The organism is Serratia sp. 121840015-1, assembly GCF_053627655.1.
Map to the genome: position 1 here is coordinate 2,707,554 of NZ_JBSEYF010000001.1, position 19,302 is coordinate 2,726,855.

The 19,302-nt window shown below is 63.0% G+C and carries 22 protein-coding genes and 1 riboswitch; of the genes, 5 read left to right on the forward strand and 17 right to left on the reverse strand.

Annotated features, from left to right (window positions below):
* Positions 1-27: 27 nt before the first annotated feature.
* From moaE to moaA, 5 genes are all read right to left on the reverse strand, one after another.
* Positions 28-495, reverse strand: a complete 468-nt coding sequence (moaE, locus tag ACUXAC_RS13170; RefSeq protein WP_173889679.1) for a molybdopterin synthase catalytic subunit MoaE — start codon at positions 493-495, stop codon at positions 28-30.
* Positions 496-497: 2 nt separating this feature from the next.
* Positions 498-743, reverse strand: a complete 246-nt coding sequence (gene moaD / locus ACUXAC_RS13175; protein WP_019453985.1) for a molybdopterin synthase sulfur carrier subunit — start codon at positions 741-743, stop codon at positions 498-500.
* The gene (moaC, locus tag ACUXAC_RS13180; RefSeq protein WP_048794855.1) at positions 740-1,219 is read right to left on the reverse strand and encodes a cyclic pyranopterin monophosphate synthase MoaC; all 480 of its coding nucleotides are present in this window, start codon (positions 1,217-1,219) and stop codon (positions 740-742) included. Before moaC ends, moaD begins: the two co-directional genes overlap by 4 nt.
* 3 nt (positions 1,220-1,222) lie before the next feature.
* Complete coding sequence (gene moaB, locus ACUXAC_RS13185; protein ID WP_025301928.1) at positions 1,223-1,738, reverse strand: molybdenum cofactor biosynthesis protein B; 516 nt, start codon at positions 1,736-1,738, stop codon at positions 1,223-1,225.
* 24 nt (positions 1,739-1,762) lie between these two features.
* Entirely contained in the window at positions 1,763-2,749 is a 987-nt protein-coding gene (gene moaA / locus ACUXAC_RS13190; RefSeq protein WP_047728407.1) for a GTP 3',8-cyclase MoaA, read from the reverse strand.
* Positions 2,736-2,880, reverse strand: a riboswitch (molybdenum cofactor riboswitch). It overlaps the preceding gene by 14 nt.
* Positions 2,881-3,139: 259 nt before the next feature.
* Here moaA and ACUXAC_RS13195 point away from each other — a divergent pair.
* Positions 3,140-4,063 carry a gluconeogenesis factor YvcK family protein gene (locus ACUXAC_RS13195; RefSeq protein ID WP_454266697.1) on the forward strand — a complete coding sequence of 308 codons (924 nt, stop codon included), beginning with the start codon at positions 3,140-3,142 and terminating at the stop codon, positions 4,061-4,063.
* Between the two features lie 6 nt (positions 4,064-4,069).
* Here ACUXAC_RS13195 and ACUXAC_RS13200 read toward each other — a convergent pair whose 3' ends face one another.
* The gene (locus tag ACUXAC_RS13200) at positions 4,070-4,336 is read right to left on the reverse strand and encodes a VF530 family protein (protein ID WP_063991145.1); all 267 of its coding nucleotides are present in this window, start codon (positions 4,334-4,336) and stop codon (positions 4,070-4,072) included.
* A gap of 100 nt (positions 4,337-4,436) precedes the next feature.
* Positions 4,437-6,449 carry an excinuclease ABC subunit UvrB gene (uvrB, locus tag ACUXAC_RS13205; protein ID WP_049201153.1) on the reverse strand — a complete coding sequence of 671 codons (2,013 nt, stop codon included), beginning with the start codon at positions 6,447-6,449 and terminating at the stop codon, positions 4,437-4,439.
* Positions 6,450-7,555: 1,106 nt separating this feature from the next.
* On the opposite strand from uvrB, the gene ACUXAC_RS13210 reads away from it, so the two are divergent.
* Positions 7,556-8,278, forward strand: coding sequence for an ATP-binding cassette domain-containing protein (locus ACUXAC_RS13210; RefSeq protein WP_049195911.1), 723 nt, complete (start codon positions 7,556-7,558; stop codon positions 8,276-8,278).
* A 26-nt stretch (positions 8,279-8,304) separates the two neighbouring features.
* Here the strand turns inward: ACUXAC_RS13210 and bioD are convergent, their stop codons facing one another.
* Genes bioD through bioB form a run of 4 tightly spaced genes read right to left on the reverse strand, consistent with a single transcriptional unit; the run spans position 8,305 to position 11,911 of the window.
* On the reverse strand, positions 8,305-8,979 hold the full coding sequence (gene bioD / locus ACUXAC_RS13215) for a dethiobiotin synthase (protein ID WP_049201157.1): 675 nt from the start codon (positions 8,977-8,979) through the stop codon (positions 8,305-8,307).
* Positions 8,972-9,739: a malonyl-ACP O-methyltransferase BioC gene (bioC, locus tag ACUXAC_RS13220; protein WP_060420921.1), complete on the reverse strand. Its 768-nt coding sequence runs from the start codon at positions 9,737-9,739 to the stop codon at positions 8,972-8,974. Before bioC ends, bioD begins: the two co-directional genes overlap by 8 nt.
* Positions 9,723-10,874 carry an 8-amino-7-oxononanoate synthase gene (gene bioF, locus ACUXAC_RS13225; RefSeq protein ID WP_197813503.1) on the reverse strand — a complete coding sequence of 384 codons (1,152 nt, stop codon included), beginning with the start codon at positions 10,872-10,874 and terminating at the stop codon, positions 9,723-9,725. Before bioF ends, bioC begins: the two co-directional genes overlap by 17 nt.
* Positions 10,874-11,911 (reverse strand): biotin synthase BioB, encoded by a 1,038-nt coding sequence (gene bioB, locus ACUXAC_RS13230; protein ID WP_031299723.1) that lies wholly within the window; start codon positions 11,909-11,911, stop codon positions 10,874-10,876. The genes bioF and bioB overlap by 1 nt, the downstream gene beginning before the upstream one ends.
* A gap of 88 nt (positions 11,912-11,999) precedes the next feature.
* Between bioB and bioA the strand changes: the two genes are divergently transcribed.
* Complete coding sequence (bioA, locus tag ACUXAC_RS13235) at positions 12,000-13,274, forward strand: adenosylmethionine--8-amino-7-oxononanoate transaminase (protein ID WP_060440490.1); 1,275 nt, start codon at positions 12,000-12,002, stop codon at positions 13,272-13,274.
* Positions 13,275-13,278: 4 nt separating this feature from the next.
* Here bioA and ACUXAC_RS13240 read toward each other — a convergent pair whose 3' ends face one another.
* Positions 13,279-13,680 carry a YkvA family protein gene (locus ACUXAC_RS13240; RefSeq protein WP_038870940.1) on the reverse strand — a complete coding sequence of 134 codons (402 nt, stop codon included), beginning with the start codon at positions 13,678-13,680 and terminating at the stop codon, positions 13,279-13,281.
* Between the two features lie 156 nt (positions 13,681-13,836).
* Between ACUXAC_RS13240 and ACUXAC_RS13245 the strand changes: the two genes are divergently transcribed.
* Entirely contained in the window at positions 13,837-14,319 is a 483-nt protein-coding gene (locus ACUXAC_RS13245; RefSeq protein WP_060420913.1) for a kinase inhibitor, read from the forward strand.
* 67 nt (positions 14,320-14,386) lie between these two features.
* Here ACUXAC_RS13245 and pgl read toward each other — a convergent pair whose 3' ends face one another.
* Entirely contained in the window at positions 14,387-15,382 is a 996-nt protein-coding gene (pgl, locus tag ACUXAC_RS13250) for a 6-phosphogluconolactonase (protein WP_060423698.1), read from the reverse strand.
* A 178-nt stretch (positions 15,383-15,560) separates the two neighbouring features.
* Here pgl and ACUXAC_RS13255 point away from each other — a divergent pair, with 178 nt between their 5' ends.
* Positions 15,561-16,379, forward strand: a complete 819-nt coding sequence (locus tag ACUXAC_RS13255; RefSeq protein ID WP_213873155.1) for a pyridoxal phosphatase — start codon at positions 15,561-15,563, stop codon at positions 16,377-16,379.
* Between the two features lie 31 nt (positions 16,380-16,410).
* Here the strand turns inward: ACUXAC_RS13255 and modC are convergent, their stop codons facing one another.
* The 4 genes from modC to ACUXAC_RS13275 all read right to left on the reverse strand — a co-directional run bounded on the left by modC (position 16,411) and on the right by ACUXAC_RS13275 (position 19,246).
* Positions 16,411-17,478 (reverse strand): molybdenum ABC transporter ATP-binding protein ModC, encoded by a 1,068-nt coding sequence (modC, locus tag ACUXAC_RS13260; protein ID WP_016928697.1) that lies wholly within the window; start codon positions 17,476-17,478, stop codon positions 16,411-16,413.
* The gene (modB, locus tag ACUXAC_RS13265; RefSeq protein WP_019454005.1) at positions 17,479-18,168 is read right to left on the reverse strand and encodes a molybdate ABC transporter permease subunit; all 690 of its coding nucleotides are present in this window, start codon (positions 18,166-18,168) and stop codon (positions 17,479-17,481) included.
* On the reverse strand, positions 18,165-18,938 hold the full coding sequence (gene modA, locus ACUXAC_RS13270; RefSeq protein ID WP_038870956.1) for a molybdate ABC transporter substrate-binding protein: 774 nt from the start codon (positions 18,936-18,938) through the stop codon (positions 18,165-18,167). The genes modB and modA overlap by 4 nt, the downstream gene beginning before the upstream one ends.
* A 158-nt stretch (positions 18,939-19,096) precedes the next feature.
* Positions 19,097-19,246, reverse strand: coding sequence for an AcrZ family multidrug efflux pump-associated protein (locus tag ACUXAC_RS13275; RefSeq protein WP_004939813.1), 150 nt, complete (start codon positions 19,244-19,246; stop codon positions 19,097-19,099).
* Positions 19,247-19,302: the final 56 nt, after the last annotated feature.

Below are 19,302 nucleotides of genomic sequence, written 5' to 3' on the forward strand. Positions count from 1 at the left end.
TCTTGATTTGTTTCCGCTGTTGACGCGTTATTTAGCCGCGTCGTGCCAGCGCTTCGCGGCCTCGCGATCGCTGTCGCGAGCGTCTACCCAACGATCGCCCTGGCCGGTGGCTTCGCGCTTCCAGAACGGCGCGCGGGTCTTCAGGTAGTCCATGATGAACTCGCTGGCGGCGAACGCCATGCTGCGGTGCGCGCCGGTCACGCCGACGAATACGATCTCGTCGCCGGGATACAGCGCACCGACGCGATGGATCACCGTCACCCGCTGCAGCGGCCAGCGGCTGCGCGCCTCGGCCACGATCTCCGCCAGCGCCTTCTCGGTCATGCCGGGGTAGTGTTCCAACGTCAGCGCGCTGACGTCGTCCCCGAGATTATGGTTGCGCACCTTGCCGGTGAAGGTCACCACCGCGCCATCGGCGTCGCACTGAGCCAGCCACTGGTACTCGTCGCCGACGTTGAACGGCGCTTCGCCCACGCGAATGCGGGTATTTTCCATGCTTATCCCCCGGTGACCGGCGGGAAGAAGGCCACTTCATCGCCGGCGCGCAGCGGATGGTCCGCCGCCACCAGCGACTGATTGACCGCCGCCAGCAGTTTGCCGGACTCCAGCGCCAGCGCCCAGCGATCGCCGCGCGCGCACAGCGCCTGGCGCAGCGCCTCAACGGTCGGGTAATCCGCCGGCATCGACAGGCCGCCGGTGCCCACCAGTTCGCGCACCTGCGCGAAGAAAAGAATATCTATCATGCGTTCACCTTAAAATCGCCGGATTTGCCGCCGCTTTTCGCCAGCAGGCGCACCGGGCCGATCACCATGTCTTTCTGTACCGCTTTGCACATGTCGTAGATGGTCAATGCCGCCACTGAGGCGGCGGTCAGCGCCTCCATCTCGACGCCGGTTTTGCCGGTCAGCCGGCAACAGGTTTCGATGCGCACCCGGCTGTGCTGCGTCTGCGCCTCCAACTGCACTTCGACCTTGCTCAGCATCAGCGGGTGGCACAGCGGGATCAGCTCCCAGGTGCGTTTGGCCGCCTGAATGCCGGCGATGCGCGCCGTGGCGAACACGTCGCCCTTGTGATGGCTGCCGTCGACGATCATCGCCAGCGTGGCGGGCAACATCTCGACGAAGGCTTCGGCGCGCGCCTCGCGCACCGTTTCGGCCTTGGCGGATACGTCGACCATATGAGCTTCGCCGGCGGCGTTAATGTGGGTTAGCTGTGTCATGACTCAGGGCTTCTTCAAATGGGGTTGGAAGTTGCACGGGCGATGGCGCGCGTCCAACTGCTCTTCGATAATCCGCTCCCAGGCGGTGCGGCAGGCGCGGGTGGAGCCCGGCATGGCGAAAATCACCGTGCGGTTGGCCAGGCCGGCCAACGCGCGCGACTGGATCGTCGCGGTACCGATCTCTTCGTACGACACCATACGGAACAGTTCGCCGAACCCTTCCACCTCTCTGTCGAACAACGGCAACAGCGCTTCCGGCGTGTTGTCGCGCGCGGTAAAACCGGTGCCGCCGGTGATCAGCACCGCCTGCACGTTGTCATCGGCGATCCACGCGGAAACCCGCGCGCGGATCTGGTAAATGTCATCTTTGACGATGGCGCGATCCACCACCTGATGGCCGGCTTCCTGCGCCGCGTCCTGCAGATATTGGCCGGAGGTGTCTTCCGCCGCGCCGCGGCTGTCAGACACGGTCAGGATGGCGATATGCGCCGGAATAAACTCGCTGCTCGCATGGCTCATGGTTCAATAAGCTCCTATTGGCTGTCAGCCGCCGATAAACGACAGGTTCTGGGTGATCCCGCTGTTACCCTGATGCAGGAAATGGGTCTGCTTCTTGCTCAACAGCCCGCTCTGGATGCGCGCCTTCAGCGCGTCGAGCTGGCCGTCCTCTGCCAGCAGATCGCGCAGGGGCACCCCCTGCTCGCCGAACAGGCACAGGTGCAGATTGCCGATGGAAGAAACGCGCAGCCGGTTGCAGCTGGCGCAGAAGTCTTTCTCATACGGCATGATAAGACCCACCTCACCCTGGTAGTCCGGGTGGCTGAACACCTGCGCCGGGCCGTCGCTGCGGCCGCGCGCCTGGCGCTGCCAGCCCTGCTGCTCCAACTGCCGGCGAATCACTTCGCCGGAAACGTGGTGTTTGCGAAACAGCTCGCCGCCCTCGCCGGTTTCCATCAGTTCGATAAAACGCAGCTGGATCGGTCGGTCTTTGATCCAGGCGAGAAAGGCACCGAGTTGCTGATGATTGACGTCACGCATCAATACTGCGTTGACCTTGACCTTGCTGAAACCGGCGCTGAAGGCAGCATCGATGCCGTCCATCACCTGGCGGAACTTGTCCTGGCCGGTGATGGCGTGAAACTGACGGGGATCCAGGCTGTCGACGCTGACGTTGATCGCCGTCAGACCGGCGTCACGCCAGGCGGCGACGTCGCGCGCCAGACGGTAGCCGTTGGTGGTGACCGCCAGGGTACGGATGGCCGGGTTTTCCCGCACGGCGGCGATGATCTCGGTAAAATCGCGGCGCAGCGAAGGCTCACCGCCCGTCAGGCGCACCTTTTCGGTGCCCAGTTCGGCAAACGCACGGCTGACGCGGCGGATTTCATCCAGCGACAGGAAGCTTTTCGGGCTGCCGCTCGGCTTGTAGCCGTCGGGCAAACAATAGGTGCAACGAAAGTTGCACACGTCGGTGATCGACAAGCGCAGGTAATAGAACTTGCGCTCATAAGCATCAATGAGTTGCGGTACCATAACACCTTTCCAAAGTCGGGAGATGCGAGCGTTTCCCCTCTGCACCCTGGTGGCTGACTTCGCCACGGCCCAGGCGCCATATCGTTCCGGATGAACAACGTAGGCACAGGGGCTAGGAGTTTGATTTCTCTTCCCGCTACCTTGAGTAGCCGGAATGAAACCGTGGTTTTCAGCAGAATTCTAGCGCTAATCGGCAACGATAGCCAACGCGTTAATTCGCTATATAATTGTCTATACAGCGTTTTTAGACGCCGCGTATTCTGGTAAACCATGATAAACATCGCTTGCGCGGACGAATTGACCGGAATCACGCAAATGACACTCTTATCGCGTTTTTATGCCGGATCCGCTACCTTATGCGGGCAGTTCAGCCCCTTTGTAAGGAAATTTATGCGTAATCGTACCCTGGCCGATCTCGACCGCGTGGTGGCGTTAGGCGGCGGACATGGCCTGGGCCGTGTGATGTCGGCCCTGTCGTCCTTAGGCTCCCGCCTGACCGGCATCGTCACCACCACCGACAACGGCGGTTCCACCGGCCGTATCCGCCGTTCGGAAGGCGGCATTGCCTGGGGCGATACCCGTAACTGTCTCAACCAGCTGATCACCGAACCGAGCGTCGCCTCGGCGATGTTCGAATACCGCTTCAGCGGCAACGGCGAACTGGCCGGCCACAACCTCGGCAACCTGATGCTGAAAGCGCTGGATCACCTGAGCGTGCGCCCGCTGGAAGCGATCAACCTGGTACGCAGCCTGTTGAAGGTGGACGCGGCGCTGATCCCGATGTCGGAGCAGCCGGTGGATTTGATGGCGCACGATCACGAAGGCAACCATGTTTACGGTGAAGTGAATGTCGACCAGCTGACCCATATGCCGCAGGAGCTGATGCTGTCGCCGCCGGTCAACGCCACGCGCGAAGCGCTGGACGCCATCGCACAGGCCGACGTGATCCTGATCGGGCCGGGCAGTTTCCTCACCAGCCTGATGCCGCTGCTGCTGCTGCTGCTGGACGATCTCACCCAGGCGCTGCGCCGCAGCAGCGCCAGCATGATCTATATTGGCAACCTCGGCCGCGAGCTGAGCGTGGCCGCCGCGGCGCTGTCGTTAAAGGATAAGCTGACGCTGATGGAAGAGAAGATCGGCCGCCGGATGATCGATGCGCTGATCGTCGGCCCGGCGGTGGACGCCAGTGAAGTGCAGGATCGGGTGGTGATTCAGCAACCGCTGGAAGCGAGCGACATCCCCTACCGCCACGATCGCCAGCTGCTGCGCCAGGCGCTGGATCACGCGCTGGTGGAGCTGGCCGCGCGCCGCTGACCGAATTTAACCGTCTCGCCCGCGCAGCCAGGGATTATCGCTGGCTGGGGCGGGATGGCTGACCATATCGATATACAGATCTTCCACCTCTTTACGCGCCCAGGGCGTGCGACGCAAAAACTTCAGGCTGGACTTGATGCTCGGATCGCTGAGGAAGCAGTTGATGCGAATGCGCGCGCCCAGTTCGGACCAACCGTAGTGATCCACCAGTTTATTCAGCAGTTGCTCCAGCGTTACGCCGTGCAGCGGGTCTTTAGACTGGTGTTGGCTCATGTTCGGTACTCTTCGTGGTCAAATCGGGCCGCACACCATAACAGCTTTGGCGCGGCCGACAAGGAATTTTGACGCCCGCGGCGCGGGCGCCGTCCAACGGTCAGGAAATCGCGATGAACTGCTCGCGCAGCTGGTGGATCTCGTCGCGCAGCGCAGCGGCCTGTTCGAACTCCAGGTTTTGCGCGTGGGTGTACATTTGCGCCTCCAGATCGCGGATTTTCTGATCCAGCGCTTTCGGCGTGAGGTTCTGAAGCGAAGCACCGCCGTCCAGCGCCTTGCCCTTGCCTTTGTTCTTGGCGCGGTTGACCGGCTGGCCGATCTGCAGAATATCGCCGATCTTCTTGTTCAGCCCCTGCGGCACGATGCCGTTGGCTTCGTTGTAGGCCTGCTGCTTGGCGCGGCGCCGCTCGGTTTCACCGATCGCCTTGGCCATCGAATCGGTGATGCGATCGCCATACAGGATCGCCTTGCCGTTCAGGTTACGCGCCGCGCGGCCGATGGTCTGGATCAGCGAACGCTCGGAACGCAGGAAGCCTTCCTTGTCGGCGTCCAGAATCGCCACCAGCGACACCTCAGGCATGTCGAGCCCCTCACGCAACAGGTTGATGCCCACCAGCACGTCGAACTCGCCCAGACGCAGGTCACGGATGATTTCGACCCGTTCCACGGTATCGATGTCCGAGTGCAGGTAGCGCACGCGCTCGCCATGCTCTTCCAGGTATTCGGTCAGGTCTTCCGCCATGCGTTTGGTCAGGGTGGTCACCAGCACGCGCTCGTTGATCGCCGCGCGCTTGCGGATCTCGGAGAGCAGATCGTCCACCTGGGTGGCGACCGGCCGCACCTCCACGATCGGATCCAGCAGCCCGGTCGGCCGCACCACCTGATCGATCAGATCGCCCCCGGATTTCTCCAGCTCATATTTGCCCGGCGTCGCGGAGACATAGATGGTCTGCGGCGCCAGCGCCTCGAACTCCTCGAAGCGCAAGGGGCGGTTGTCCAGCGCCGACGGCAGGCGGAAACCGTACTCCACCAGCGTTTCTTTACGCGCGCGGTCGCCCTTGAACATCGCGCCGATCTGCGGAATGGTGACGTGGGATTCGTCGACCACCAGCAGGCCGTCCGCCGGCAGGTAGTCGAACAGCGTCGGCGGCGGCTCGCCCTCGGCGCGCCCGGACAGGTAGCGCGAGTAGTTTTCGATGCCCGAGCAGTAACCCAGCTCGTTCATCATCTCCAGATCGAACTGGGTGCGCTGCGTCAGGCGCTGCTCTTCCAGCAGCTTGTTGTTGGCCAGCAGCACCTTGCGGCGGTCCGCCAGATCGACCTTGATCTCTTCCATCGCCTGCATGATCCGCTCACGCGGCGTCACGTAGTGCGATTTCGGGTAGATGGTAAAACGCGGCACCACCTGCTCGATCTGCCCGGTCAGCGGATCGAACAGCGACAGCCGTTCCACTTCATCGTCGAACAGCTCGACGCGCAGCGCCAGCTCGTCCGACTCCGCCGGGTAAATGTCAATCACCTCGCCGCGCACGCGGAAGGTAGCGCGCTGGAAGGCCTGATCGTTGCGGGAGTACTGCAGCTCCGCCAGCCGGCGCAAAATGGATCGTTGATCGATGATCATGCCCTGGGTCAGGTGCAGCATCATCTTCAGGTAAAGATCCGGATCGCCCAGGCCGTAGATCGCCGACACCGACGCCACCACCACCACGTCGCGCCGCTCCAGCAGCGCCTTGGTGGCGGAAAGACGCATCTGCTCGATGTGCTCGTTCACCGAAGCGTCTTTTTCAATGAAGGTGTCGGAGCTGGGCACATAGGCTTCCGGCTGGTAGTAGTCGTAGTAGGAGACGAAGTATTCCACCGCATTCTCCGGGAAAAACTCTTTCATCTCGCCGTACAGCTGCGCCGCCAGCGTCTTGTTCGGCGCCAGCACCATGGTCGGCCGATTCAGATCGGCTATCACGTTGGCGATGGTGAATGTCTTGCCCGAACCGGTGACCCCCAGCAGCGTCTGGTGCGCCAGGCCGTCTTCCAGCCCCTCTTCCAGCTTGCGGATGGCTTCCGGCTGATCGCCGGCCGGTTTGAACTCTGAATGCAGTTTGAAAAGTTTACTCATTGCTCGGCTACCCTGTGGAGATGCGCGCGCTCAGGCGGCCAGCCGGCTCTGCGCCGGGCATGGCCCCTAATTATGGAAAGTGTCGGCGATTTGCGCCAGTGCCCATGATACTGGATATAAAACCAGCTTCAAGCGGATTCGTCGCCGGGATCGACGCCGCTGCAACGTCGCTGCACCGTGGCGTTACAGCCCGGTGACATTTTTATTGTCAATAACAGATTTATCCCCAGAACTTGCCGCGAATTAACTTATTGATAGCACCGCGTCGAAAAATCATACATAGAGGCCTGATCAATACCCCTGCGTCTTGATTTTAATTAAATTATTGATATTTAATAACATTAATAAAAAGACGAGAATGCGGACAAAGCGAACAGAACCCGCGTCGGCTCTCGCTTTACAGCGTTTTTCTAAATCTAATACACAAGGTTATCCACAGGAATAGTGGATAACTCTCACCGCCCCGCCCGGGGCGGGAGTTACAGAAAGAAAGCTTTTCGCCCTTTACACTCGCCAAAATGCCTTTTTTAGTTATTTTTTCATAAAAATATCGCTTTGTTTATGCCGATTAATACTAAAAATCCCCATTGCCAAAATCGCATTGGCCCCTTTCACGCGGATCGCTCTTGACGGCAGGGCAACGCCTTGCACCATGCCCTGACCAAAGAGCACCATAAGAGTGCAAAAAACGTCCGGGTTAACTTCCCCGCGTATTTTCGGGCCGCCACGGCAGCGCCTGTCAGGCCTGACGCGTGGTTAACAAGGCGATAACAATCCCCGTTTTCACCCGGCGGCAAAACTGGCCTGAGAGTTGCTTTATCTTCCTGCGTATAAACGCGGTGCGACAGCATGATGCGCTGCCTGCCGCGACGCGTAGTCTCCGCGGCGCTATCGCCCGTAAAAGCGCAAGAACGACACCAAGTCGTCACAAGCGTCGTTTTTAACGACATATTGACTGTCATTCCGTCTACCGCAGACCTTGCTCTGGCTCATTAGACGGACGGCATTTTGTTCCAGACATTGCCACACTCGGGAAATTCGCCGCGCATGCGGCCTTTGCAGTCCCCGCCAACGAGTGAAACGGGCGTCTATGAGGAGAATGCCAAATGCTGAGCCTGAGATCGGTCAATCAATTTTACGGGCAGAACCACACCCTGTGGGACATCAACCTGGAGCTGCCGCGCGGCCAGTGCACCGTGCTGCTCGGCCGCAACGGCGTGGGCAAGACCACACTGGTCAACTGCATCATGGGGCATGTGCCGGTGGTGAGCGGCAGCATGACCTGGCAGCCGGCGGATCAGCCGCCGCAAAACCTGTTGCTGCAGCCGATGGAGCGCCGCGCCGCGCTGGGCATCAGCCACGTGCCCCAGGGGCGGCAGCTCTTCTCGCAGCTGAGCGTGGAGGAGAATCTGCAGGTGGCGCAAATGGCCGGGCGCGGCGCCCCTCGCCGCATTCCGCCGCTGATCTACAGCCTGTTTCCCCATTTGCGCCAGATGCGCGCGCGCCGCGCCGGCGATCTTTGCGTGGGCGCCCAACGCCAGCTGGCGATTGGCCGGGCGCTGGCCCAGGAGCCGGCGCTGCTGATCCTCGACGAACCGACGGCGGGCGTTCCCCCCTCGATCGCCGCCGACATCGGCAACGTGATCCGCAGGCTCAACCGCGAATTGGGCATGACCATTTTACTGGTGGAGCATCAGCTGCCGTTCGTGCGCCGGGTGGCGGACCGCTTCTGCCTGTTGGACAGCGGGCGCACGGTGGCGCACGGCGCGCTGGCGCAGCTGGATGAGGCGTTGATCGGCGCCGGGCTGGCGCGCCAGGAAGGAGAATGAGGGAGAAAGCCTCCCTCATGGAGGGTTTATAGCAGGCTGATATCCAGATACTGCCCCAGCGGTGCCCGCTCGGCCTGCGGCAGGTGCGGGATTTCGCCCAGCAGCGGCGCCGGCAGCATGCGGCGCAGCGTGGCCAGGTATTCCTGATGCCGCCGCCCCGGCGGCGTCACATCGTTGGCGATCCAACCGGCCAGCGTCAGCCCCGCCTGTTGCACCGCCTGCGCCGTCAGCACCGCGTGGTTGATGCAGCCCAGTTTAATGCCCACCACCAGGATCACCGGCAGTTGCTCCTGCTGCACCCAATCGGCGAAGGTGTACTGCGCCGACAGCGGGGTAAACCACCCGCCCGCGCCCTCGACCAGCACCCAGTCGGCGCGCTGCTCCAACCGGCGCAGGCCGTCGGACAGCTGCGCCGCCTCGATCGGCCGGCCTTCATCGGCGCTGACGATATGCGGCGAGGTCGGTTCGGCAAAAACGTAAGGGTTCACTTCGTCGTAGCGGAGCGCCACGCCGCTGTTGGCCTGCAGCGCCAGCGCATCGCCGTTGCGCAGCCCCTCGGCGGTCATTTCGCTGCCGGAAGCCACCGGCTTATAACCGGCGCTGCGGTAGCCCGCCCGGTTGGCGGCCTGCAGCAAGGCGCTGCTGGCGACGGTTTTACCGACTTCGGTGTCGGTGCCGGTCACGAACCAACGTTTAATCACGATAAATCACTCCATAAACCAGATGATAGCTGAGTGGGAACTGCCCCTGCCGGCACGGGTAAGCCGCCTGCAGCGCGGCGAGACGGCCACGCGACATCAGGCCGCCCTCGCGCCCCTGATGCAGGTGCGTGGCCCCGATGCCCTTGAGCGAACGCATCAGCGTCATCACGTCCGGGTAGTTCAGGGTGCGCAGCTCCGTGACCAGTTCGTGCCGATAGTCAGCACAGGCGGCGCGGATCTGCGCCAGCGGCAGAAAGGCGTTCACGTGGCGCTCGCCGTCCACCTGTTGCCAGGCGTCCCCCAGTTCCTGCAGCGATCCCGCCGCCAGCGTGGAAAACAAAATTACTCCGCCGGGGCGGGTCACGCGATACAGCTCCGCCAGCGCGGCGGGCAGATCGCTGCACCACTGCACTACCAGGCTGCTGAAACAGATGTCCATCGCCGCATCGGGCAGCGGCACCTGTTCGATATCGCCCAGCAGATAATGGTGCGCCGCCTGCCGTTGACGGGCAACGTCCAGCATGCCCGGCGCCAGATCGAGCGCGGTCACCTGCTTGCCGCGCTCGCGCCACAGGCGGCTGAAATAGCCGGTGCCGCAGCCGGCATCCAGCAGCCGTTCGCCCGGATGGGCACTCCCCATCCCCAGTAAGCGCTCGCCAACGTCTCGCTGCAGCGCGGCGGCGGCGTCGTAGCTGCCGGCGGCGCGGCTGAAGGCCGAAGCGACCGCCTGTTTGTTCACCGCGTCATTGGCTGACGTCATGCAATACCTCCAGCAGGCGATCGATGTCCTGCGGCTGATGCGCCGCCGTCAGGGTGATGCGCAGCCGCGCGCCGCCCGGCGGCACCGTCGGTGGGCGGATGGCGCTCACCCACAGCCCGCGCTCGCGCAGGCGGGTCGCCAGATCGAGCGCGCGTTGATTGTCCCCCACCAGCAGCGGCTGGATGGCGGTATCGGAATCCGTCAGGGTTAACGCCAGCGGCGCCGCGCCCTGGCGGAAACGCCGAATGTTGTCCTGCAGCCGGGCGCGCAGTTCATCGCCCTCTCGAATGCAGGCCAGCGCCGCCTGCAGCGCACAGGCCTGCGCCGGCGGCATCGCGGTGCTGTAGATCAGATGGCGGGCGAACTGCAGCAGATACTCGGCGGTCGCCTCATCGCACAGCACCGCCGCGCCGCTGACGCCGAACGCCTTGCCGAAGGTCGCCACCAGCAGTTCAGGGCGCACGCCCTGCTGCCAGCAGCTGCCGCGGCCTTGCTCGCCGCGCACGCCGATGCCGTGGGCATCGTCCACCATCAGCCAGGCGCCCGCCGCGCGGGTTAAGCGATGCAGTTCCGCCAACGGTGCGCCGTCGCCGTCCATGCTGAACACCCCTTCGGTCACCGCCAACCGCTGCCCTTCACAGGGTTTGGCCAGCAGATCCGCCAGCGCCTGCGGCTGATTGTGCTGGAAACGGCGCAGCTCGGCCGGCGACTGCGCCGCCGCCTCCAGCAGCGAGGCGTGGCTGAGGCGATCGGCTAAAATGCGATCGCCTTTCTGCATCAACGCCGCCAGCACCGCCTGGTTGGCGGCGTAACCGGAGATGAACAGCAGCGCGCGCGGATAGCCGAGCCACGCCGCCAGTTGCTCCTCCAGCGCCTGATGCGCTGCGCAAAAGCCGGTGACATGGCCCGACCCGCCGCTGCCGACACCGTAACGCTGCGCGCCCTGCTGCCAGGCAGCGATCACCCGCGCATCCTGGCTCAGCCCCAGGTAGTCGTTGCCGGAGAAGTTCAGGTAGAGACGATCGCCCAGCCGGATCTGGCGGCCGTTGCCGCCCTCGGTGGTCTGTCGCCGACGGTAGGCGGCGTTCAGGCGCCGCTCTGCCAGCGCCTGCTCGATGCGTTGTTGCCAGCTCATCACGGCGCCGCGTTGTAAAACTCGGCGGTATCGGCGTTCAGCAGCTGCTTAGCCAGCACCTGCTGTTGCTGGTTGTCGCCGTGTTCGGTGGCGGTCTGCTGCGGGTTCAGCCCCAGCTTGCGGAACAGTTGCAGATCCTTGTCTTCTTCCGGGTTCGGCGTGGTCAGCAGCTTGCAGCCATAGAAGATCGAGTTGGCGCCGGCCATAAAGCACATCGCCTGTGTCTGTTCGTTCATCTGTTCACGGCCGGCGGAGAGGCGGACATAAGAAGACGGCATCATGATGCGCGCCACCGCGATGGTGCGGATAAAGTCAAACGGATCGACGTCGTCGTTATCCGCCAGCGGCGTGCCTTTTACCTTCACCAACATGTTGATCGGCACGCTCTCCGGCGGTTTCGGCAGGTTGGCCAGCTGCACCAGCAGCCCGGCGCGGTCGCGCACCGTTTCACCCAGCCCGACGATGCCGCCGGAGCATACTTTGATGCCGGCGTCGCGCACTTTGTCGAGCGTATCCAGGCGTTCCTGGTAGCTGCGGGTGGTGATGATGCTGCCGTAGAACTCCGGCGAGGTATCGAGGTTATGGTTGTAATAATCCAGCCCGGCTTCCGCCAGCCGCTCGGCCTGAGTGCCGTCCAGCGTTCCCAGCGTCATGCAGGTTTCCATGCCCATCGCTTTCACGCCCTGCACCATCTGCTGCAGATAAGGCATATCGCGCTCGTGCGGGTTCTTCCACGCCGCGCCCATGCAAAAACGGGTCGAGCCGTTCGCCTTGGCCTTACGCGCCGATTCCAGTACCTGTTCGACCTGCATCAACCGCTCCGACTCCAGGCCGGTCTTGTAGCGCGAGCTTTGCGGGCAGTATTTGCAGTCTTCCGGGCAAGCGCCGGTCTTGATCGACAGCAGCGTGCTGACCTGCACCTGACGCGGATCAAAGTGCTGGCGGTGTACGGTTTGCGCTTCGAACAGCAGTTCAAGCAGAGGTTTATCAAACAGGGCCTGGGCTTGCCCTACTGTCCAGTGAATGCGATCGGCCATCATGGCGTCTCCAAAACGAAAAAGTGTCGCCAGTTTAAATATTGTGGATATACTGTCAACCAATCTTAATTCAATTTGGTTTACAAGTATGTCTGTCACCGCTTCCGACCTGGCGTTTGACCAACGTCATATCTGGCACCCCTACACCTCCATGAGCCGCCCGTTACCCTGTTACCCGATCGAGTCGGCCAGCGGCGTCGAGCTGCAGCTGGCGGACGGCCGGCGTCTGGTGGACGGTATGTCCTCCTGGTGGGCGGCGATCCACGGTTACAACCATCCGCACCTGAATCAGGCCGCCAGCCGGCAGCTGGAGAAGATGTCGCACGTGATGTTCGGCGGTATTACCCATCCGGCCGCCATCTCGCTGTGCCGCCGGTTAGTGGCGATGACGCCGGAAGCGCTGCAGTGCGTGTTTCTGGCGGATTCCGGTTCGGTGGCGGTGGAAGTGTCGCTGAAGATGGCGCTGCAGTACTGGCAGGCGCGCGGTGAACGGCGGCAGCGCATCCTGACGCTGCGCCACGGCTATCACGGCGATACCTTCGGCGCGATGTCGGTCTGCGATCCGGACAACTCGATGCACAGCCTCTATCAGGGCTACCTGGCGCCGCACCTGTTCGCCACCGCGCCGCAGTGCCGCTTCGACGAGGAATGGCGCGAAGAGGACATCGCGCCGTTCGCCGCGTTGCTGGAGCAGCACGCCGGTGAAGTGGCGGCGGTGATCCTGGAACCGGTGGTGCAAGGCGCCGGCGGCATGCGTATCTACCACCCGACCTACCTCAAGCGGGTGCGCGAGCTGTGCGATCGCCATCAGGTGCTGCTGATCGCCGACGAGATCGCCACCGGCTTCGGCCGCACCGGCAAGCTGTTCGCCTGCGAGCACGCACAGGTGGTGCCGGACATTCTCTGCCTGGGCAAGGCGCTGACCGGCGGCTACATGACGCTGTCCGCCACCCTGACCACCCGCCACGTGGCGGAGACCATCAGCAACGGCGCGGCCGGCTGCTTTATGCACGGCCCAACCTTTATGGGCAACCCGCTGGCCTGCGCGGTGGCGGACGCCAGCCTGGCGCTGCTGGCGGAGAATCGCTGGCAGGCGCAGGTGAGCGCCATCGAAGCCCAGCTGAAACAGGAACTGCTGCCGCTCGCGGCGCTGCCGAAGGTGGCGGACGTGCGGGTGCTGGGCGCGATTGGGGTGGTAGAGATGCGTGAACCGGTGGACGTCGCCGAGCTGCAGCGCGGATTCGTCGAACGCGGGGTGTGGATCCGGCCGTTCGGCAAGCTGATTTACCTGATGCCGCCTTACATCATCGAAGCGGAACAGCTCAGCCGCCTGACCGCCGCCGTCGCCGCCGCCGCGCGTTAATGCCTTACCAATGCTGGTCCAGATAGCGGGCCAGCAATCCCAGACACAGCAGCCAAAGTAAAATGATCATCGCTGCCGCCATGCGGCCGGTGGGGTTATCGACGCGCTTTTGCGCCTTCTCGCGCAGCTCGGCCATCAGCGGCTTGGGGATCAGGCGCACCGCCAGCATGATGCCCAACGGCACGATGATGACGTCATCCAGATAGCCCAGCACCGGAATGAAGTCCGGGATCAGATCGATCGGCGAGATCGCATAGCCGGCCACCAGCAGCGCGATCAGTTTGGCGTACCACGGGGTGCGCTTATCACGGGCAGCCAGCCACAACGCATAAATATCGCGCTTGATGCTTTTGGCCCAACGGCGCAGCCAGCCGAACCACGGCGTGCGTTTTTTCAGTGAGATCATGGTGGCGTTGTTTGGCTATCCGGCGGTCTGTAGGAAGGAAGATGCGGCCATGGTAACCGATCCGCGCCGCCGTTGGCGAATGGCAATCCCACTTGTATTGTCACGGCGAAACGATCTAGCTTAAGGGTCCGCGTTTACCGACAACTGGGAGTCACTATGGCTTTTCGTTTGTACAGCAACGATCTGCAGGACGGCGGCAAGCTGCCGCAGGCGCAGGTCTTCAACGGCATGGGCTACCACGGCGATAACCTGTCGCCCCACCTGGCCTGGGACGGCGTGCCGGCCGGCACCAAGAGCTTCGTAATCGCCGTTTACGATCCCGATGCCCCGACCGGCTCCGGCTGGTGGCACTGGATCGTGGCCAACATTCCCGCCGACGTGCGCGAGCTGCCGCAGGGCGCGGGCTCCGGCAAAGCGCCGCTGCCCGCCGGCGCACTGCAGACCCGCACCGACTTCGGCTCGGCCGGCTACGGCGGCGCGGCGCCGCCAGAGGGCGAGAGCCACCGCTACCAGTTCACCGTGCATGCGCTGGACGTGGAGCGTATCGAAGTGGATGAGGGATCCAGCGGCGCGCTGGTGGGCTTTAACGTCCATTTCCACAGCCTCGGCAGCGCCACGCTGACGGTGACGTTCAACTGATCCCCCGCCAATAAAAAAGCGCGATTCAACCGAACCGCGCTTTTTCCATACTCATCTGACCGCCGAATTACTTCGCCAGCACGCTCACCCACATCGGGCCTTTGCCCACCGGATAACGCGCCAGCGTGGTCAGCTCACCGCTGCGCTGATCAATCTCATGCACCGCGATGTGATCGGACTTCTGGCCGGACGAAATCACGAAGCGGCCGCTGTGATCGATATTGAAACCGCGCGGCTGCGCTTCGGTCGGGTGATAGCCGACCACGCTCAGCGTGCCGCCGTCTTCGGAAACGCTGAAGATGGTCAGAATGCTGGCGGTGCGATCGCTGGTGTACAGGAAGCGGCCGTTCGGCGTGATATGAATGTCCGCCGCCCAGCGGGTGCCGTCGAAGTCGGCCGGCATGATGTCCAGCGTCTGCGTCACGGTGTAGTGACCGCCGTTTTCCGAGATGGCCAGCACGTCCACCGTACCGTCCAGCTCATTGACGCAGTAAGCGAACTTGTCGTTGTGGTGGAACGCCATATGACGCGGCCCGGCGCCGGCGGCGGTCGCCACCGCTTCCTGCGCGTGCGGCGTCAGCTGGCCCGCCAGGCTCAGGTTGAACAGGCGGATGCGGTCTTCTTTCAGGCAAGGCACCAGCACCAGCTGGTTGGTCGGATCGATGTTCGCCGAGTGCGGCGCGGTCAGGCCGTCGATCTGCTGAATAGGCGCCGTCACCACGCCGTCGTGGCCGATCGGGCTGATGCTGGCGCAGTTGCCGCTGTAGGAGGCGGAGAACAGGTAACGCCCCTGCAAATCGGTGGAGATATGGGTCGGGCTGCCCGGCAGCGGCGCCATGCCGGCCTGCTGCAGCGTGCCGTCCGCCTCGATGCGATAGCTGACGATGCCGAACGCCGGACGTACGCCGACGTACAGGTGGGTCTTGTCCGGATGAAGGGTCATCGGCTGCACCTGGCCCGGCACATCAACGGTTTGCAGCAGCGCCAGCGCGCCGGCATCGTCCAACTGCCAAACGTGGATCTGCTGGCTCTCCGGGCTGGCGACATAAACGATTTGCTTCATGTGTTCTCCTTGCAAAGGGTAAAAGAGGAACCGGTTTCAGGCCGTTCGATTGCCCCTAGCTTACCGCACATCCGTCGCATGGCAACCCCGCTTAGCACCGGAAGCTCACGCGGTTTTCTCCGTTGGCTATCCGGTGTACCATCGGATTAATTTTATGGCTAACGATAACGAGAACCCTATGAGCTACCGCGTCATCGCCCTCGATCTTGACGGCACCCTGCTGGACAACCAAAAACGCATCTTACCGCAGTCGCTGGAAGCGCTGGCGCAGGCGCGCGCCGCCGGCATCCAGGTGGTGGTGGTCACCGGCCGCCACCACGTCGCTATCCATCCGTTCTACCAGGCGCTGCAGATAGACACCCCGGCCATCTGCTGCAACGGCACCTACCTGTATGATTTTCAGCAGAAGAAGGTGCTGGCGGCCGATCCTCTGGCGAAAGATCAGGCCAAGCAGGTGCTGCAGATGCTCAAACAGACCGACATTCACGGGCTGATGTACGTCGACGACGCCATGCTCTACCAGGAGCCGAGCGGCCACGTGACCCGCTCGCTGGCCTGGGCCGAAACCCTGCCGGCGGCGCAGCGCCCAACGCTGCTGCAGGTCGGCAGCCTGGCGCAGGCGGCCGACGACGCGCAGGCGATCTGGAAATTCGCCACCTCGCACGCCGATACCCTGGCGCTGCGCGAGTTTGCCGACACGGTGGAGAAAGAGCTGGGGCTGGCGTGCGAATGGTCCTGGCACGATCAGGTGGATATCGCCAAAGGCGGCAACAGCAAAGGCAAGCGCCTGCGCCAATGGGTGGAGTCGCAGGAGCTGAGCATGGATCAGGTGGTGGCGTTCGGCGACAACTACAACGACATCAGCATGCTGGAAGCGGTCGGGTTGGGCGTGGCGATGGGCAACGCCGATGACGCGATCAAGGAACGCGCCGATCTGGTGATCGCCGATAACCTGCAGCCGGGCATCGCCGAGGTGATCCGCACCCGCGTGCTGTAATCTTTTCGCCCTCCCGCCGGGAGGGCCTGTCTTAGCGGCTCTCGCGGCTGATCGACACGCTCTTCACCTGCGCGTACAGCCACTGCCCGGGGCGGATCGCCAGTTCATCGCGTGCCCACGGCGTGATCCGCGCCCACAGCACGTGTTCCCCGACCGCCAGCTTCACTTCCACCTGCCCGTCCACGTCCAGACACTCGCTTACCTTGGCCGGCAACACGTTGCGAATGCTGCTGTTGACCGGCGGCTGCAGCACCAGCGAGACGTCGGCGGCGTTGATGCGAATGCGCAGCTGGGTGCCCAGTTCAGCGTCGATACCGCTGACCCACAGCCTTTGATCGCCGAGCGCCAGCGCGGTCATGGCATAGCGCTGATGATGCTCAATCACGCTGACGCGCAGCACGCTGCTCTGATCTTCACGCTGCAGCCACGGCCGCAGCGCGCTGCTGGCCCAGACGGCTTCCAGCCCGCCGAACGCACGCACCTCGCCGCGATCCAGCACCATCACCTGCTCGGCCAGGCGCAGGATCTCGTCCAGGCTATGGCTGACGTAGAGGATGGGGATGTTGACGTCCTGCGCCAACCGCTCCAGATACGGCAGCAGCTCGCGTTTGCGCGGCAGATCGAGCGAGGCCAGCGGCTCGTCCATCAGCAGCAGTTCCGGCGCGGTCAGCAGCGCGCGACCGATCGCCACCCGCTGTTTTTCACCGCCGGAGAGCGTCAGCGGCAGCCGATTGAGCAACGGCCCGATGCCCAGCAGCTCGACGATAGTGTTGAACTGTGCGCGCATGCCGGCCGCCATGCCGTACTGCAGGTTGCCGCGCACCCGATAGTGCGGGAACAGCCGTGCATCCTGAAACACGTAGCCGATACGACGCTTTTCCGGCGGCAGGCAAAGGCCCGCGGCGGTATCCACCAGCGTGCGGCCATTGAGCGCGATGCGCCCCTGCTGCAAACGGGTCAGGCCGCCAATGGCGTTGATCAGGGAAGTTTTGCCCGCGCCGGACAGGCCAAAAATCGCGGTGATGCCCTGCGCCGGCAAATCGGCGCGGACGTTGAGATTAAGGTCGCCCAGCTGCTGCGAGAAATCCAGCTCCAGCATTTACACCCCCATCCGTTTGCGGCCCCAGCGGGCCAGCCATTCGGACACCATCAGCGAAGCCAGCGACAGCACGATGGCGATCGCGCACAGCCGCGCGGCGGCGGCTTCCGCCCCCGGCGTTTCGATCAGCGTATACATCGCCAGCGGAATGGTGCGGGTTTCACCGGGAATGTTGGAGACGAAGGTGATGGTGGCGCCGAACTCCCCCAGCGAGCGGGCGAAGGCCAGCACCACGCCGACAATGACGCCGGGCAGCGACAGCGGCAGCGTGATGGTGAAAAACACCCGCCACGGGTTGGCGCCCAGCGTGCGCGCCGCCTGCTCCAGCCGGGTATCCACCGCCTCCAGCGCCAGCCGGATGGCGCGCACCATCAGCGGAAACGCCACCACCGCCGATGCCAGCGCGGCGCCGCGCCAGCTAAAGCTGAAGCTGAAGCCGAACCAGTCGTACAGCCACTCGCCGATGACGCCGCGCCGCCCCATGGCGATCAGCAGCAAATAGCCGACCACCACCGGCGGCAGCACCAGGGGCAGGTGAATGACGCCGTCCAGCAGCGCCTTGCCGGGAAAGCGGCAACGCACCAGCACCCAGGCCATCAGAATGCCGAACGGCAGGCTGCAGACCACCGCCAAACCGGAGACTTTCAGGCTCAGCTCAACCGCCTGCCACTCGTACTCACTCAGAATCATTTACGCGGGGTGAATCCATAATGTTCAAAAATAGCGGCCGCTTCCGGGCCCTTCAGATAGGTATAGAAAGCGCTGACCGTCGGATTTTGACGATCTTTCACAATCGCCATCGGATATTCAACCGGTTTGTGGCTGTCTTCCGGGAATACGCCCACCACTTTCACCTTGTCGCTGGCGACCGCGTCGGAGCCGTAGACGATGCCGAGCGGCGCTTCACCGCGCTCCACCAGCGCCATCGCGCTGCGCACGTTGTTGGCGCGCGCCAGTTTCGGCTCCAGCGCGCTCCAGGCGCCCAGGTGTTCCAGCGCCTCTTTGGCGTAGATGCCGGCCGGCACGTGATCCGGATCGCCCACCGCCAGACGGCCGCCGTTGAGCAGCTTGGTCCAGTCGGTCTGCTTGTCGATGGCGATCTTATCTTGCTTATCGCTCTTGGCGGCGATCAGCACCAGTTCGTTGCCCAGCAGCGTATAGCGGGTGTCTTTCACCATCTGCTGCTTGTCGATGGCGTAATCCATCCACTGTTGATCGGCGGAGATGAACAGATCGGCCGGGGCGCCCTGCTCAATTTGGCGCGCCAGCGTCGAAGAGGACGCAAAGGAGGAAACCACCTGCACATCCTTGCCTTTTTGATACTGGGTGGCGATGTCCTGCAGCGCGTTGGTCAGCGACGCGGCGGCGAACACGGTGATCTTTTCCGCCGCCGAAGCCTGTGCCACCAGGCCCGATGCCAACACGATCCCGCCAACCCATTTGGTCCATTGCTGTTTCATTGTTTTTCTCCGCAAGTTAACGTGCATTATCACTCTTCGTTATATAAAAAATAATATAACGTTGCGCGAAAGCTTGTCATGCGGTTTATCGGCAAAGCGTGAGATAACTTGAGGAATGCCCGCCGGGCGATGCCGGCGGGTATCGGGATGGGGAACGGTCAGTGCTGGGTGCGATTTTCTTTCGAACGGCCCACTTTGGAGAAGACGTTGAATACTTCGCCAAAACCGTAGATCAGGCCGAGGATCAGCGCCATGACCACCGGCACCATGACCACGGCAAACAACAGACTTTTCAATAATTCCAACATGATAGCCTCGCTTAACTGCCCATTGAGCGGCAAATGCCTTTCACCGCATATCGGGT

Coding starts and splice junctions, on each gene's coding strand:
- bioC (WP_060420921.1), bottom strand. CDS start 9,739: ATGACGTCAGCCAATGACGCGGTGAACAAACAGGCGGTCGCTTCGGCC.
- ACUXAC_RS13210 (WP_049195911.1), top strand. CDS start 7,556: ATGCTGAGCCTGAGATCGGTCAATCAATTTTACGGGCAGAACCACACC.
- moaB (WP_025301928.1), bottom strand. CDS start 1,738: ATGAGCCATGCGAGCAGCGAGTTTATTCCGGCGCATATCGCCATCCTG.
- moaD (WP_019453985.1), bottom strand. CDS start 743: ATGATAGATATTCTTTTCTTCGCGCAGGTGCGCGAACTGGTGGGCACC.
- modB (WP_019454005.1), bottom strand. CDS start 18,168: ATGATTCTGAGTGAGTACGAGTGGCAGGCGGTTGAGCTGAGCCTGAAA.
- bioB (WP_031299723.1), bottom strand. CDS start 11,911: ATGGCCGATCGCATTCACTGGACAGTAGGGCAAGCCCAGGCCCTGTTT.
- modA (WP_038870956.1), bottom strand. CDS start 18,938: ATGAAACAGCAATGGACCAAATGGGTTGGCGGGATCGTGTTGGCATCG.
- ACUXAC_RS13200 (WP_063991145.1), bottom strand. CDS start 4,336: ATGAGCCAACACCAGTCTAAAGACCCGCTGCACGGCGTAACGCTGGAG.
- ACUXAC_RS13245 (WP_060420913.1), top strand. CDS start 13,837: ATGGCTTTTCGTTTGTACAGCAACGATCTGCAGGACGGCGGCAAGCTG.
- ACUXAC_RS13255 (WP_213873155.1), top strand. CDS start 15,561: ATGAGCTACCGCGTCATCGCCCTCGATCTTGACGGCACCCTGCTGGAC.
- bioF (WP_197813503.1), bottom strand. CDS start 10,874: ATGAGCTGGCAACAACGCATCGAGCAGGCGCTGGCAGAGCGGCGCCTG.
- moaC (WP_048794855.1), bottom strand. CDS start 1,219: ATGACACAGCTAACCCACATTAACGCCGCCGGCGAAGCTCATATGGTC.
- modC (WP_016928697.1), bottom strand. CDS start 17,478: ATGCTGGAGCTGGATTTCTCGCAGCAGCTGGGCGACCTTAATCTCAAC.
- ACUXAC_RS13275 (WP_004939813.1), bottom strand. CDS start 19,246: ATGTTGGAATTATTGAAAAGTCTGTTGTTTGCCGTGGTCATGGTGCCG.
- bioA (WP_060440490.1), top strand. CDS start 12,000: ATGTCTGTCACCGCTTCCGACCTGGCGTTTGACCAACGTCATATCTGG.
- pgl (WP_060423698.1), bottom strand. CDS start 15,382: ATGAAGCAAATCGTTTATGTCGCCAGCCCGGAGAGCCAGCAGATCCAC.
- ACUXAC_RS13195 (WP_454266697.1), top strand. CDS start 3,140: ATGCGTAATCGTACCCTGGCCGATCTCGACCGCGTGGTGGCGTTAGGC.
- moaA (WP_047728407.1), bottom strand. CDS start 2,749: ATGGTACCGCAACTCATTGATGCTTATGAGCGCAAGTTCTATTACCTG.
- moaE (WP_173889679.1), bottom strand. CDS start 495: ATGGAAAATACCCGCATTCGCGTGGGCGAAGCGCCGTTCAACGTCGGC.
- uvrB (WP_049201153.1), bottom strand. CDS start 6,449: ATGAGTAAACTTTTCAAACTGCATTCAGAGTTCAAACCGGCCGGCGAT.
- ACUXAC_RS13240 (WP_038870940.1), bottom strand. CDS start 13,680: ATGATCTCACTGAAAAAACGCACGCCGTGGTTCGGCTGGCTGCGCCGT.